The organism is Planococcus koreensis, from assembly GCF_004761975.1.
In the GTDB taxonomy this organism is placed as follows: domain Bacteria; phylum Bacillota; class Bacilli; order Bacillales_A; family Planococcaceae; genus Planococcus; species Planococcus koreensis.
Genome location: NZ_RQII01000054.1, coordinates 21,525 through 37,173 on the forward strand (window position 1 = coordinate 21,525; position 15,649 = coordinate 37,173).

Here is a 15,649-nt window from a genome sequence, read left to right on the forward strand (position 1 = left end):
GTCTCGCTTTCCCGCAGGCGTCTCCGCTATTTGGCTGCGTATCGAGAGATATTTCAGCGAAGGCGCGTCAAGGGGCTAGGCGAAGCTAGGAGACGAGTGTTCTTCTCGGCTCCTAGCGAGAGCCATGCCCAAAGCGACCGGAGCGATTTTCAAAATAATGTTTCATTAAGTCGGCTTATATAACTAAATTATTTTCTTACTAATCTAATATTGACAATTCCTACCTATATACTATACTTTAATGATATCCGATAGGAAAGGTAGGTTTTATTGACGGTGATTCACTATATTTATTGAAGCCAAACAAATCAACAAAGTCTATTTCGATAAGAACAATCAGCCCAATACGGTGCTAAAAGACATCGACCTTTCCATTCAAAAAGGCGAATTCGTTTCGATTCTGGGTCCGTCGGGCTGCGGCAAGTCCACATTATTGTCGATGATTGCCGGCCTTGTCCCTGCGACTTCAGGCGACATCATCGTTGACGGGAAAAAAGTTACGAAGCCCGGAAAAGACCGCGGAATGGTCTTCCAGCAGGCTGCGTTATTCCCCTGGATGAACGTCACGGAGAATGTCATGTTCCCGCTGCGCAAAGAAATGTCCAGGAAAGAGGGCCAGGAGCGCGCCCACCATTTTTTGAAAATGGTCCAGCTCAGCAATTATCCTTCCCATTATCCCCATGAGTTATCCGGCGGCATGCAGCAGCGCGTGTCGATTGCCCGCTCGCTCGCCATGGACCCTGCTGTCCTGTTGATGGACGAACCGTTCGGCGCATTGGATGAACAGACCAGAAGCCGCCTGCATGGGCAGCTCGAGGAAATTTGGATTGATACCAAAAAGACCATCGTCTTTGTCACCCACAGCATTTCGGAGTCGATCAAACTGTCCGACCGAATCCTGGTCATGGGCACGCGCCCGGGAACCATCCTGACCGATATCACCGTGGACATCCCGCGCCCGCGCGAACAGCACCGGCAGGAAATCGCGACATTGGAAGAGCAGATCATGGGCCTTCTGAAAACAGAAATCGATAAAGTCATAGACGAGGAGCAAGCATATGAAGCCGGCCATTAAACGAATCATTTTCTTCGCCGCGCTCATTGTGTTCTGGGAACTGGGTTCCCGCTTTGAGTTGTGGCACGAAACCATACTCCCTTCCCCTGTCAGCGTCTACGATTCATTAGTAGCTGGATTCGCTGACATGACGCTTGTCTATGACCTCATCGCCAGTTTCCGCCGCTTACTGATTGGGTTAATTGCAGCCGTCATTATCGGGACCGGCGTCGGCATCCTGCTGGCACGCTCGAAGACGGCGGATGAAACACTCGGCACCTTGGTGCTCGCGCTGCAAAGTGTGCCAAGCATCGTCTGGCTGCCGCTCGCGATGATGTGGTTTGGCCTCGGCGAAGGCTCCATCATTTTCGTCGTCATTCTCGGTGGAACATTCGTCATGATTTTGAACGTCCGCACCGGCATCAAGAACGTTGATCCGTTGTTCATCAAAGCGGCACGGACGATGGGATCGAACGGCCTGGATTTGTTCATCAAAGTCATCATCCCCGCCTCTGTGCCGTACTTCGTAACGGGTGCGCGTTTGGCGTGGGCATTTGCCTGGCGCGCATTGATGGCCGGCGAATTGCTCAGTTCCGGACCGGGTCTCGGCTACACGCTGCGCTACGCATCCGATTTCGGCAATATGTCACTGGTCATAGGCGTGATGATCATCATCGGCGTCGTCGGCGCGATTGTCGACTTGCTGATTTTCCAGCGCATCGAAAAAAACGTACTCAAGCGCTGGGGATTGGAAACCTAGGATTTTATTAATAAAAGCAACTGTCTTTTACATATTGTTGCAATGCACCACTTGCCCCTAGCCGAATAAAACATTCAATATAAATAAGCAAATACAGGAGGAATTCATCTTATGAAACGTATTTTTTCACTTCTCGCACCTGTCGCATTGGCTGGCGTTTTGACCGCCTGCGGTTCACCAAATGCAAGCGAAGATTCATCCAAGGTCACCATCGGCTATTTCCCGAACCTGGATCACGTGCCGGCCATGGTCGCAAAAGACCAGGAATTATATGAGAAAAACCTGGGAGAAGGAAAAACAGTTGAATACGTCACGTTCGCGGATGGCGCGGATTTCATGACCGCGCTAAAAACCGGCGACATTGATGCCGGCCTTGTCGGCCCTGGACCCGCTATGAACAATTACACGAACGGCGCAGACGTCACGATGATTGCCGGCGGCGCTTCAGGCGGCACCGTCGTCATGGCAAGAAACGGCAGCGGCATTGAATCGATTGAGGATTTTGCCGGCAAGACCTTCGTTACGCCGCGCGTCGGCTGCACACACGACGTTCAATTTGAAACCTTCATGAAAGAAAGCGGCATCACCTCCAACCGCATCGGCGGCGAAATGCTTCACCAGACAGGAAACCCTGCCCAATACGAAGCGATGTTCGCCACTGCGAAAGTGGATGTAGCCGTAGCGCCGGAACCTTGGGCTTCTGTACTCAAGCAAAATACGGGCGCCAAAGTCATCATAGAAGCGGATGAAATTTCATTCGGCACGACAATGCCCGCTTCCGTTCTGGTGACTTCCAGCAAATTGATCGAAGAAAACCCGGAAATGGTCCAAGGCATTGTCGATGCGCATAAAGAAGCGACTGAATTCATCGCTCAAAATCCGGATGAAGCCAAAGAAATCACCATCAACACAATCGATGACATCACAGGCCAGAAGCTCGAAGCCTCCATCATCGACGGCGCTTGGGACAACATGATTTTCGACACTGCCCTAGCTCCTGAAGAAATCCAGGCATTCGGCGATTCTTCGTTCGACTTGAAGTTCTTGAAAAAACAGCCTGATTTCGCATTATTGACGGATACGCAATTTTTGGAGTAAAGGTTTATGGGACAGCAGAAATTTTTCTGCTGTTTTTTTATGTAGATTCTAGGCAACCATATAAAACAAATAGCCGCTCCAAGGATATTCAATTCCTCTGAGCGGCTATTTTTGTACTGACATTTATTTAGTTAAAGACCTTAAACCGTCTCTCTAGGAAAAAGAGCCTTCCCATTCTTAATAAATCTCCATACCGCCGCAACCAGAAAGATTACAATACCGGCAATCAGAACCCCCTGAATGGCCATCGATAACTCCGGGTTCACCTCTCCGCTTCTATACGTTGCGTAGATCCCGAAGAACGCCCACGCCAATGGAAGCGGGAAGGCCGCGTTTTTGTACTTCGACATATAAGCGAGCACAAAGGCAACGGCCACCCCTAATATAATCAGCGTCCAAATCGAATAAGAAATGCCAAACCCGTTCCATTCTTGCTGCACCAACAGCAATCCCGTGTTGACGACGGTCGCAATGGTCACCCACGCAGCGTAGAGCGTAAAGCTGAGTCCTGCTAAGGTCGATGGAACTTCGAAACGGTGGGTATAGATTTTTCCGATGATGAGGAACAATGAGAACAGCAGGCCGATGATCAAAATCGTGGAGATGCCTATCCATTCATAAGAGAACGCGACAATCCAGGCCATGTTGAACAGCGAACTCAGGATAAACCATGGCGAGATCAACAGGATCAGCTTACTGACGTTCGCATCTTTACGTTTGATGAACAGATAGACCAGCGTAACCAGCACAAGCGTATAGATCACACCCCAAATCGAAAACGTAAACGGCGCCGGGGAAATCAGCGTCATGTATCGATCGGAGATGTCTTTCTGGCTATTGCCAGCGAAAAAGCCGGAAGAGCCGAGGGAATTGACGCCGAGCGTCACGAAATAAGCAATCAGATTTAATACGGTGAATAGTGTTGTTTTCTTCACTGTGTTTTCATTCATGGTGAATTCATCCTTCCGATAAATAATGTCCTATTCCTCTATTACCCCTTCACGCCTTTTCTTAGCCACTTCGCCGTCAATGTTTCCGACTCGAGCATGCTTTCCGGTGTCCCTTCAAACAACACTTCGCCGCCTTTTTTTCCGCCGCCTGGACCCATTTCGATGATCCAGTCGCTCGCGGCGATAAAGTTCAGATTGTGCTCGATGAGGATGACCGAATTGCCTTTTTCGACAAGGCCTTGGAAGACGTCCAATAAATGAGCGTTGTCTTTGGTGTGCAAGCCTAATGATGGTTCATCCAATAAATAGATTTGCCCTTCTTTTTTCAGGTGGCTGGCAAGCTTGAGGCGCTGCACTTCTCCGCCGCTTAATGAACTGGTCGTCTGGCCGAGTGTCAGGTAGCCCAAGCCGACATCTTTCAAGGTATCCACTTTTCTGACGATTTTCGGCATTTTTAAATACTGATTGGTTTCGTCGATCGACAGTTCCAGAATCTCCACAATATTTTTTCCTAAGTGGCGATGGGACAAGGCTTCATCCGAATACCGCGTGCCTCTGCAAGCTTCGCATGTGACGGTGACAGGATCCGCAAAAGCGACGTCCGGCGTAGTGACGCCTTTGCCTTCGCAGACCGGGCAGGCGCCAGACGAATTAAAGCTGAACAAGCCCACCGGCTGTCCCGTTTCTTTGGCCAGAATCGACCGGATGTCATCCATGATTCCCATATAAGTCGCGAGTGTCGACCGGCTGGATGTTCCGATGCTGCCTTGGCCCACTGAGATGGTTTCAGGATAGTTGCCGGTAAATGCGTCGAACATTAACGAGCTCTTGCCGGACCCTGAAACGCCGCATACCGACACCAGGACGTTTTTCGGAATGTCCACACTGACATTTTTCAAGTTATTGGCCGAAGCATTTTTGATTGAAAAACTGTTTTCTGCCTGCCTTGGGGTTTTATTCACACTGACTTTATGATCCAAATCGGTGATGGCTGAAGCTTTCTTTAACCCTGCCTGTGCGCCTTGATACACCACTTCGCCGCCGCTCACTCCCGCTCCCGGACCCATTTCGATGATTTCATCTGCCGTTTTGATGACCGCTAAATTGTGTTCGATGACGACGACAGTATTGTAATTGTCTCTTAAATCTTTCAACATATGCGTCAGCATGTCGATTTCTTCCGGGTGAAGCCCTGCACTGGGTTCATCAAAAATATAGGTGATGTTGTTCAGGCTGCTGCCTAAATGGCGGGCGATTTTCACGCGCTGCGCTTCGCCGCCCGACAGCGTGCCCACTTTTCGCGCCAGACTCAAATAGCCCAAGCCCAGGTCCACCAGCTGTTTGACACTCGGGTAGGCCTGTTGCGCGATGGATGTGCCGACCGGGTCTTTTATATTCGCCAGTTCCCCCAGCAGATCCGTCATTTCCAAGTGGTCGTATTGGGCGATATTAAGCCCGTTGATTTTGCATTCCAGTACTTTCGGGTTCAATCCTGAACCTTCGCAGGTCGGACACGGTGTATTTGTGGTCATCGCCATCACGTCATCCTGGGATATTATTTTAAGTTTCGTGAGGTCGCGGTTAATGTACAGGCGAATGAACCGGGGAAGGATGCCGTCCCATTCAATGTCTCGATTTCCTACTTTGTAATAATACTTGCTGAATGCCCGCTCGCCTTCCGGGGGGCCGTAGACCAGCATATTATATTTTTCCTTCGTGAAATCTTTGATGGGGAGATCGGGGTCAAACAATCCGCCGTCCACCATCCATCTGCCCTGCCAGCCGGGCGGCGCCAGCGGCTTGAATCGCACTGCGGAGTCTCTGAGTGACTTCGTGTGATCGATGAGTTTGTGGATATCCGGCGCCACGATTTCCCCGAAGCCTTTGCAGACCGGACAGTTGCCGAAAGAACTTTCACTCGAAAATTCGGTGGCTGAGCCGATCGGCGGACTGCCGATCCGTGAGAACAATAGCCGGATCAACGGGTCAATATCCATATACGTGCCGACGGTCGAGCGGGAATTGCTCCGCACCGGTTTCTGTTCCACGACGACGACCGGGCTCAAGTGCTGCATCAAATCGGCATGCGGCCTTTCGTACCGCGGCATCTGGTGCCGGATATACAGCGGATAATTCAACGTCATTTGTCTTCTGCTTTCTGTCGCTAAGGTATCAAATACCACTGAGCTTTTCCCTGAACCTGACAGGCCGGTAAACACATTGATTTTTTCTTTCGGGATATTTAAATCGATGTTCTTCAAATTATTTTCGCGAAGCCCCCGCAAAATGATTTCATCTCTTTTATCTGGCATTTCGACATTCTCCTTTTCCAATCAAATCGAGTAATTATCTTGCTTTATATGTTGAGTAAATGGAGTTAGAGTTTATACACCGCTCCGGTCGCTTTGGACATGGCTCTCGCAATGAGCCGAGAAGTCCACCCGTCTCATCGCTTCGCCTAGTCCTTTGACGCGTCTCCGCTAAGATACCTCTCGATTTCAACTTACATAGTAAAAGGATTCCCTGTTTTGGCCTAGCTCACACAAACAAATTAAAAAGCCACTCCAAGAAATATTACTTTTCTCGGAGCGGCGATTTTTATTCGGCTAAGTTCTTAATCATTGGTGAACATCCGTAATCTCTTTCATCAATTCAATCCAATCTTCTCGCTTGAAATCATACAAATCCAGCTCTGTTTTTCTCAGAACCATGTGAATGCTGTCGAATTTCTCGTCTGTCCGGAACCTCCACCAGCTTTTCACATTTGACGTCTTTGCGCCTGGCTCGTAATACATCAATGTTCTTTCTGGATTGATGACTTCCTCCACCCGATCAGCGTCTAAATAATCATGCGGGAAATCAATATAAAGTGCCAGCGACGCTTTATGAGGCGTAATGTACCCGATTTTAGTCGACGGTTCAGCGCCACTCCAAGGAACCGGTTGGTTGCTGGTAATCATCAGCCGATCGCCTTCATTCGGTTCAATCCGGCAATTCGGAAAACTGTTAAATACTTCGAGCATTTCGCCCATTTTTTGTTCTACGGATTTATTCATTTTGCTATCCCATCCTTTTCAATTCATCTATCAGCCATGCATATTGCCATTCCTTATAGGCAAGATTCTACCGCTTCCTATAAGAAGATTAACGTTCCACTAATTGCTATTCTAACACGTCCGCCTGATTTCGATTACTTATGTCATAAGAATACCCTCTTCTGAATATGATATTTGACAAAGAAGCAAACTCAACGGAATATTTACAAATTTTGATATATATAAGAAAAAAGTCCTTCTCTAGTCTATAATTGTATATAACATTAAAACCAATTTGGAGGGCGTTTACAAATGGTCAAAAACATGTTCAATAAAATTTTCTCTAGCAAAACTGCTCCAGAACCATTAATCATCCCCCCTGTAGTTCAGCAACATAAGATTTATTTGTTTGAATCAAATCAATATGAACTCGAAAAAATTATTGAGTCCCCTGACTTCCAAGGCAAAGCGCCCGGATATGTTTACTTTGTACAAGAATACATGAACGGCTCTTTCAAAATCGGCAAGACCAAAAACCTTGAGAAACGAATGAATATCTTTGGCGTGAAATTGCCTTTTGAAAATAAACTTATTTTCATTATAAAATCCGGTAACCACCATCAGACTGAAGCCGTCTTGCATAAGCATTTTTCTGCCAAAAGACTTGAAGGAGAATGGTTTGCATTAAACAAAGAGGATTTGGCCTGGATTAAAGCTGGTAAATACACTGAAGAAATTAATCAAACCATCCTCCCTCTCGAAGAGAAGAAAACGGCGATCAAAACTGAAGATGAAAATAAAGAGGACAAGCTTTTAACGCCAAAGCAAGTGGAATTTGCAAAGACATTACTTACGAAACTGGAAAATGAATATGAACTTGCTACTGACTTAGCTACTCTGACACAAAAAGACTTAAACCGTTTAAGCGGATACTTCAGATTTAAAAATAAAGGCACTTTGACTAACCTTGTTGCTGTAGGCGTTTTGAAAGAAAAGTAATTTCTCACACAGCTTATAAACAAAGAAATAGAATTAAATGGTGTTGATATAGGAAATCTATTACCTGATTTCAGCACTTTCTTTCCCCAGAAAATTTATCAAGCATAAAATCTAACATTAGATTAAGCATTGTGGTATTATTCTAATAAAAATATTTTTTACAAATTCAGGAAATTACAAGGAGGCATTTTATTTGAATCTCGGTAAATGGGGCCACTATGCTGGCAAAGTTATCTCTAAAGAAAAAGCTATAGAATTTGGGAAAAAAGGAGCCGGAAAAATATTAGACAAGAAGGCAGACGAAACTATACAGCTTGCACTCGATAAATTTGACAAAACACTCAAATCTAAAAATGACTTTAATGCTAAATATGAAAAACTTTGTCATACACTTATAGATCCTGATGTTGATTTTGAAGATTTTATAGATGCAATTAACGAATCTTCTTATATGGTTAAAAATTATAAAAATGAATTAGTTAATCTCCATAAAAATAATCCTAAAAATAAATCTAAATTCAAGAAATTTACTGCAGATTTCACGAAATGGGAAACACTTTTAAATAGTTTAAGAGAAGAAGCGAGGCAAAGAGTCAAGCATGAATCTACCATTGTTTTTGAGCTTAAAAAAGAATCTAAATTCTTTAATACTTCTCCCGAAATCAATTCTCAACTCATCTCTATAGAAACAGCTGAAGATTTCATTAAATACATATCAAAAATTAATAGACTTTACTTTAATAATTTTATTAAGGAAAGATAAAATCGACGTCTAATTCTCAGGAATCGGCACAATGATGATTTTGAAGGAGCAGGAGGGATTTCCATCCCCTAAACCTTCCTGTTCTTCCTTTCAACACTAATTCACGCTATAGACTTTTCGGCTCGGCAGCTCCAGGCAATTCAACTGTCCGCCGTAAACCGCGCCTCCGTCGATGCCGATAATCGGGTTGTCACCAAAATAGACATCATAATTCCTTGTCCCGCGCAGCATAAACACTGGTGTATGGCCAAATACTACCGTTTTTTCTCCCGAATAGGCTTCATAAAAGTCATCGCGGATCCACATCAAAATCGCTGGGTCTGTCAGCTCCACTGGCATATCCGGCTGAACGCCCGCATGCACAAAGATAAAGTCATCCGTCTCGTAGTAATACGCCGTTTTCTTAATAAAATCGATGTGCTCCCAAAAGACAGCTGCCGTTGGAAGCGTCATGTCTTTTATCGATGGATCGTAGCTCTGCAATGTCGGCAACGCCCCATTTCTTGCCCAGATCAGCTTCGCACCGGGTTCATCGTTTACCGCGTCCAGCATCATTTGATCATGGTTGCCCCTTAAGACAATGGCCCCCCGCTTTTTCAATTCGATGACCCGCTCCAAAACCCCTTTGGAATCCGGACCGCGGTCCCCGTAATCCCCCAGTAAAATCAGCTGGTCTTCGGCGTCGTCATAGTCCGCCTTCTGCAGCAGCTCATCAAAAAGTTCAAGCTCTCCGTGAATATCGCTGATGGCCAAGATTCTTTTCATCGTCTGCACCCCTCTGCATCTATTCTTTTTTACACGAACGCCCTTGTTATTCTTTCTATTCCTTTTTGGCGGATAAAAATGTCTCTCGGGTTAGATTTTAATTTCCTTCGGAGCCATACAGCAAGAAACAGTTGCGAACCTTCTCCTTGCTTAGGGCACGATACGTTGTGTCATCAGCGCTTGTTGGAAACCTTTGATTTTTTGATTGAACAGTCCTGTGTTCACCCCAATATAATTCTTAATTTATAGTGCATAGTTTTTTCCAATGAGGGAATAAGGTATCTAACTTGTTAGATTGTTCATTAATTAGCGCCTGCTCGTAAAATGATTGGGAAAAGCCAATAAATCGGAGGAAAACTAAAAATGATGAAAAAACAAATTACAGTCGGCGATGTAGAATTGAAGTGGGATTTAGAAACCGGAGAAGTCTTATTCGATGGCGGGGACGTCGTGTTCTTTTGGATTTCAGCCATGGAAACCTTCTTTGACACCATCCGGGAAATTTCAGGAACTGAAGCAACAAAACTTGTGCTGGAAACGACTGGTTTCCGCCAAGGCGTCATCGTAGGCCAAGGATTTTTACACATGAAAAACATCAACACCTCAAATGTAGTCGAATGGTTATCCAATACATATGCACCCGCAGGCTGGGGCAAAGTGAGAATTGTTAAGATGGACGAAGAGGCGAAACATTTCACGCTTCATATACAAGATGACTGGGAGTACAAAATGAACCAGCAAAAACAGAAAGGCCTTGAAGGCATCTTCGTTCCTTCCCATTACGCCGGCGTATTGACCGGTCTTTTCGGCACTAACTTCTGGTATAAAACAATTCAGTATCAAAACGAAGAGAATTCTTACAGCATCGTTGAGTATTATCCGTCTGATATTACGGTGCAGTCGAACATCCACGAGATGTCCAGAAAACAGGAAGCATCAAAGATTCGAGAACTCGAGCGAATGGTCGATGAGAAAACGCTGATGCTGCAGAACCTCGTTAAAGAAATTTCTTCTCCCATCATTCCGGTATTGGAAAATATCGTGGTCGTGCCGATGATCGGCAGTTACGATGAAGAACGTTCGGAAGATCTTATTCACAATACGCTGAGCGAACTGCCGAGACATCAGGCACACTACCTGCTGCTTGATCTGACCGGACTGAACAAACAAATTTCCGAACACACCGCAAGACTGATCGATAAACTTGGAGCCTCTGCCCGGCTTCTGGGCATCGAAACCATATTGGTCGGCGTGTCGCCGGAACTGGCGATGGTGATTATCCAATCCGACAATAACCTGAATAAATTCGAATGCCTGCAAAGCCTCCAGCACGGCATCTACTATGCGCTAGGCAAAAGCGGCCGGTCAATTTCATAGACTATGCTTTCATTCTAAAAACAGAAACACCGCCCCAGTAAAAGCTGGAGCGGTGTTTTTAGGTTGAATTAATTTTAAAAAACACATCCGCAATTGGAATCCGGCGGGCGTGATTTCGTCTATGCGTCTTCTTTCATTGATTCCTCTGGAATGATTTGGTTCAATACAATCGCAACAAAACAGGCAATTGTGATACCTGATCCGCCAAACAACAACTTAACAACCTCCGGAAAGGCGTTCATCGCATCGGGTACTTGACTTAATCCGAGTCCAAATACCAAAGCTAATCCAATGATGATCTTGGCTCTTTCATTTAAAGGCTCTGACGTCAATATGGCTATGCCAGTTAACGTAATCTGAGAAAAAATAATGACGGTGGCGCCTCCAATAACCGCTGGCGGCATTGTCGATACAATTGCTCCAATCTTAGGAATAAGACCAGCCAAGATCAAAAATACAGCACCAACAGCGACGACATACCTGCTCATGATTTTTGTAAATGCGATCATGCCTACATTTTGGCTAAAAGATGTATTGGGCAACGAGTTAAAAATCGCTCCAAGCGAAGAGGTAAAACCATTTGCGATGACGGAGCCGGAAAGCTCATTCTCTGTGGGTTCCCTGCCTGCTCCGCCCGTAGTCATTGCGGTAACATCGCCAACGGTCTCAACCGACGTAACAATAAACATAATCATCATCGGAAGGATCGCGCCCCAGTAAAATTCCATCGGAAAATGAAACGGTTGGGGAACTGCAAACCAGGAAGCTTCTCTGATTGGCGTAAATTCCACCATGCCCAGCGGCAAAGCCACCATATAGCCAATGGCAATCCCGATTAAAATGGAGGATGTTTTCGCCATTCCTTTTGCATATCGATTTAGAACAAGCACAATGGCCAATACCAGTAAAGCCACCAGCCAGTTTTTAGCCGATCCGAAATCCGGAGCTCCACTGCCTCCAGCCATCGAGACAATCCCGGTAGGCAATAGCGACAACCCGATCGTCAGAACGACCGTGCCTGTGACAATCTTCGGAAAGAACCTTCTTAGTTTCTTGATGAAAAACCCTAAAGTCGCGCCAAATAAACCGCCGATCAGACTTGCACCCAATAATCCCGATATGCCAAAAGAGCTGGCAATCACTATATTAGTCGGCAGAAATCCAAAACTCGTACCCATCACTACAGGGAGCCGTGCGCCGACCATCCATATCGGGTAACATTGGATAATCGTTGCAACGCCTGCCATGATCATGGCACTTTGAACCAATATCGTTAAATCATTACCTGTGATGCCAACCACACCTGCGATGATGATCGGGACGGCAATATTGCCTAAAAACATCGCAAAAATGTGCTGCAATCCCAAAGGTATCGCTTCTTTTAATGGAGGTACACCATCCACATCGTATTTATTTGTATTCCTAATCTTCGTGTCAGCTCCAACTACTTCTTTCATAAAACACCTCTTTCCAATCCTATTTAGATGTTATTCGATCTCCAATATTTTTTTCACTGCATAATCGGCTCCTCGTTCTCTGGAGATGTTTCGCCAATGCAGTAGATTGTCTTTCGAAATCGTTTCTAACTCATTGAATGCCTCCGCTAATTCTTCTTTGCTGAAATTATTCGGATCCAGTACGCGTCCTAGATTATGCGTTTCAATATCGTATGCGATATTAAACTGATCGCTGGAAAACGGCAAGATGATCATCTCTTTTCCATGGTACATCGCTTCTGTCAACGTGTTGCAGCCACCGTGAAAGACAACGGTATCTACATAATGCATCAGCGCAATTTGCGGAATAAAACCTTCGATGATTGTATTGGGCGAGCTGTGTTTTTGTAATTCCTCCGCATGGCTGCCTGCAGAAACGATCAATAGCGCATCCGGATACGTTTCTCTGGCCGACAGGATCAGTTTTTCAAGCACATCTTTTCGATTCGATAAAAAAGTCCCCAAACTGATCATGATGATTTTTTCGTCTGTCTCTATTTTTTCCAGCCATTCGTCATCTAACGCAACCGCTTGAAATGAATTCCCGATAAATAGCTCCTTCGGGTTTTCTTCATTTTGTTCAATGGCGTTAAAATCAAAATAATTGTAGATGACCGCGATTTCAGAGACCAAACTAAACGCATTGCTGATTTTTTCAATCGACTTGTTTTCAGTGATAATCGCGTTGAACACTTCCGTGAATTCCCTTTGGGTTTGGGTGGAAACCTGCTTCAACCTCGTCAAATCTTCTTCGTTGACTGTGATCGCCTCGGGCCAGCTTTTCGGCACATTAAAATACCGTCCTTCTCTTGGAATCGTATTGGGATGAGGCGGGCAAAATGTGACAAAAGGCAGCCCCAAAAAATACAAGCTCAGCGTAACCGAGTACGATAAGATGTCGACCACATACAGATCAACATCTATTGAATCATCGATTCGCTTGATCTTATCGATCAGTTCCTGGGGATTATAAAGCATGTCCGCCTTTCTGTGGTGGGACTGGGTGATCAACGTTTCGACTGCCCCTTTTTTGGTCGACTCAAAGAATTCTTCTAACCTCATTCTTTCCGTATCCGGTTGTACCGTATTTTCACCTGTCCCTGTATTTTTATTGCTGCTGATGTCGATTTCATAAAAATTCAAGTTTTCTTCCAAGATTTTTTCCTTGAATTCGATGCTGCAGCCAAATGTCACTTCGGCACCATGTTCCTGAAAGCTTTTTGCCAGCACCAACAACGGGTTGAAATGCGAATAAAAAGGCGGGCTGATGAAAAATATTTTTTTATATTTCATGGTCTTCTTCTCCTTTTACAGACAAATACATTGATACAAACTCAGCTGAAATCTTTTTAATTGAAAAGTGTTCATCGATCGTTTTTTGTCCAGCGGCTTGAATTTTTTTCACTTCATCTTTATCGATTTTCGAATCATACAGATATTTTTCCGCGTCTTTTGCAATCGTTTCCCAATTGCTTGTGTCGATTAAAAAGCCGTTTTCTCCGTTCCTCATATAACTTTTAACCCCGCCTTTTAGCGGGCCCAGGGTTAGAAAGCCGATCGACATCGCTTCTAAAATCGCGATGCCAAACTCTTCTTTGACACTGGAGCAAATATAGATATGCGGATCGTCAAAGTCCTGCTGAATAATCGTCTTTTCAAGCATCCTTATATCCGCATTTGACATGGCACCTTGATGGAGGAACCTGCCTTTGAACTCGGGATGCCTATGCACGTGATCCTTGAAAAAATCAATCACCGCTTCTTCTTCTTGATTCGGCCTCTCCAGGTCTCCCCCTATGAGCAGTAGGTTATGCGTTTCCGAAAGCCTGGAGTTTGACCACGCTTTTAAAAGTTCCACCTGTCCTTTTAAAACAGACAATCGCCCTACGTTCAAGATGACAGGTTTTTCAAAGAAATCGTTGTTTGTTTCAACCCATTCCATAAGGCGGTTGGAAGGGATCGCGAGGTCCTCGGCATTCATTAACTGTTCTATTTGAATGCCTTCACCGATCATGTTGATTTTTCCATTTACATGCTCATTTTTGAATTGAGGGAAATACACCGCAAGTTCTGTTTTCACCTCGGCATTCCCGATTCCAACGATTCCATCGCTTATGTCTATTAATTCATCGCCTATTTTGATTTTGTTCAGTTTTTCAATCAACTCGTTAAAATCAAGTTCTTTTAACTGGCCCGCTCCATCAAACATGTTCCGGTGCGGATCTGGCGTCAGCGTAAAGACCAGTTTCCGATTTAACTCTTTGCAGAGATGCGCAACCGCCTTAGAAGCATTGTCCAAAAACCGGATATGAAAGACATCGGGCTTTAGGTTAGCCAGTTTTAAAAAATGGGCGATTTGTCTTTTGATGAACAACTCTCTTTTGATGAACTTGTCCCTTACAGCCTGGTCCAAATAAATGGGCAGCCTGATCAATACGTGTTTAGCTCCATAGAAGCTGATAAAGGGCTTCGTTAAATCTTGCGTGATCGTAAGAGTGAATACATAAGACACACTATTATCTTTCGCTATCTCTTCGCCTAAACCTTTTAATAATACGGCTAAACCGCCATTATTCCCTTTCCCGCTATCTTCAAAATCCCCATAAAACATGGACTGCAAGATTGAAGTGCCTGGATTTTCAAATTTAAAACCGTTATGGAGAAAGTCCATAAAACCCTCAAAAAACACATTGTTATTTTCATTTATGACATTCTTCTTCACAAACGATTGATCCACAGCTTCCATTGAATACAAATTCCGCATTGCATTTATTGCCTGGATTTTTATGCTGTCGGGGTAATCGAAGGTTAATAATTCATAGAGATGCTCTTTAAATCCCTGTCTGTTGAAACGACCCATATAGTCCAGCAAGACCGACATGATTTCTGCATCCCGTTTGTATTTCTGGAGCATAAAGAAGATATCGTCATCACTTAACACATCCAAGCCGCATTCAATGCAAATATCCAACACATGATAGAGCTGTTGGCTATCGTATTGTTGTTTTACTAGTAATTCTTTTGTTTTATTCTCTACGATTCCTTTGGTCTCATCATTGAATAATTTCAAGACCGCATCTACGATCAACCGGTCGATCGATGGATGCTCTCCCAAAAACGACAGTAATTCATCTATTTCTTTTTCGCCCAGTTTCTTTTCCTGCTCCAGTTGCTTAATCGTTCGAATTTGCCCTTTCCATCTTCGTTCATCGGAATTCATCGTTTCACTTTTATGTATGTACGCATCTAAAAATTGGAGAGGGTAAATATCATTACGCTCAGTATCATAAACCTGATTTCTAAACTGAATAAATTCATTCATTTTACACCCTCCAATACTTTGCTTTTAGTA

13 protein-coding genes are annotated in these 15,649 nt (G+C 44.7%); 6 read left to right on the forward strand and 7 right to left on the reverse strand.

Translation table 11 applies throughout. From position 1 onward, the window contains the following. The first annotated feature begins 286 nt into the window (after positions 1-286). The 3 genes from EGV91_RS12770 (at position 287) to EGV91_RS12780 (ending at position 2,912) form a co-directional block, all read left to right on the forward strand. Complete coding sequence (locus tag EGV91_RS12770) at positions 287-1,075, forward strand: ABC transporter ATP-binding protein (RefSeq protein WP_135504320.1); 789 nt, start codon at positions 287-289, stop codon at positions 1,073-1,075. Beyond that, positions 1,059-1,814, forward strand: coding sequence for an ABC transporter permease (locus EGV91_RS12775; RefSeq protein ID WP_135504322.1), 756 nt, complete (start codon positions 1,059-1,061; stop codon positions 1,812-1,814). The genes EGV91_RS12770 and EGV91_RS12775 overlap by 17 nt, the downstream gene beginning before the upstream one ends. A 111-nt stretch (positions 1,815-1,925) precedes the next feature. Continuing rightward, on the forward strand, positions 1,926-2,912 hold the full coding sequence (locus EGV91_RS12780) for an ABC transporter substrate-binding protein (RefSeq protein ID WP_135504324.1): 987 nt from the start codon (positions 1,926-1,928) through the stop codon (positions 2,910-2,912). Between the two features lie 140 nt (positions 2,913-3,052). On the opposite strand, the gene EGV91_RS12785 is transcribed toward EGV91_RS12780, so the two are convergent. From EGV91_RS12785 to EGV91_RS12795, 3 genes are all read right to left on the reverse strand, one after another. Beyond that, positions 3,053-3,862, reverse strand: coding sequence for a TspO/MBR family protein (locus EGV91_RS12785; RefSeq protein ID WP_135504326.1), 810 nt, complete (start codon positions 3,860-3,862; stop codon positions 3,053-3,055). Positions 3,863-3,903: 41 nt separating this feature from the next. Continuing rightward, the gene (locus tag EGV91_RS12790) at positions 3,904-6,174 is read right to left on the reverse strand and encodes an excinuclease ABC subunit UvrA (protein ID WP_135504328.1); all 2,271 of its coding nucleotides are present in this window, start codon (positions 6,172-6,174) and stop codon (positions 3,904-3,906) included. Between the two features lie 306 nt (positions 6,175-6,480). Then, entirely contained in the window at positions 6,481-6,918 is a 438-nt protein-coding gene (locus tag EGV91_RS12795) for a hypothetical protein (RefSeq protein ID WP_135504330.1), read from the reverse strand. Positions 6,919-7,209: 291 nt separating this feature from the next. Between EGV91_RS12795 and EGV91_RS12800 the strand changes: the two genes are divergently transcribed. Beyond that, the gene (locus EGV91_RS12800; protein ID WP_135504331.1) at positions 7,210-7,896 is read left to right on the forward strand and encodes a GIY-YIG nuclease family protein; all 687 of its coding nucleotides are present in this window, start codon (positions 7,210-7,212) and stop codon (positions 7,894-7,896) included. Positions 7,897-8,089: 193 nt separating this feature from the next. Further along, entirely contained in the window at positions 8,090-8,659 is a 570-nt protein-coding gene (locus tag EGV91_RS12805) for a hypothetical protein (RefSeq protein ID WP_135504333.1), read from the forward strand. A 96-nt stretch (positions 8,660-8,755) separates the two neighbouring features. Here the strand turns inward: EGV91_RS12805 and EGV91_RS12810 are convergent, their stop codons facing one another. After that, positions 8,756-9,424, reverse strand: a complete 669-nt coding sequence (locus EGV91_RS12810; protein WP_135504335.1) for a metallophosphoesterase family protein — start codon at positions 9,422-9,424, stop codon at positions 8,756-8,758. Between the two features lie 363 nt (positions 9,425-9,787). On the opposite strand from EGV91_RS12810, the gene EGV91_RS12815 reads away from it, so the two are divergent. Next, positions 9,788-10,801 carry an STAS domain-containing protein gene (locus tag EGV91_RS12815; protein ID WP_135504337.1) on the forward strand — a complete coding sequence of 338 codons (1,014 nt, stop codon included), beginning with the start codon at positions 9,788-9,790 and terminating at the stop codon, positions 10,799-10,801. Positions 10,802-10,920: 119 nt separating this feature from the next. Here the strand turns inward: EGV91_RS12815 and EGV91_RS12820 are convergent, their stop codons facing one another. From EGV91_RS12820 to EGV91_RS12830, 3 genes are read right to left on the reverse strand one after another with little or no spacing between them, the layout of a single operon-like run. After that, the gene (locus EGV91_RS12820; RefSeq protein ID WP_135504339.1) at positions 10,921-12,258 is read right to left on the reverse strand and encodes a uracil-xanthine permease family protein; all 1,338 of its coding nucleotides are present in this window, start codon (positions 12,256-12,258) and stop codon (positions 10,921-10,923) included. A gap of 30 nt (positions 12,259-12,288) precedes the next feature. Next, positions 12,289-13,590, reverse strand: a complete 1,302-nt coding sequence (locus tag EGV91_RS12825) for a glycosyltransferase (protein ID WP_135504341.1) — start codon at positions 13,588-13,590, stop codon at positions 12,289-12,291. Next, the gene (locus EGV91_RS12830; protein ID WP_135504343.1) at positions 13,580-15,619 is read right to left on the reverse strand and encodes a glycosyltransferase family 4 protein; all 2,040 of its coding nucleotides are present in this window, start codon (positions 15,617-15,619) and stop codon (positions 13,580-13,582) included. Before EGV91_RS12830 ends, EGV91_RS12825 begins: the two co-directional genes overlap by 11 nt. Positions 15,620-15,649 lie beyond the last annotated feature (30 nt).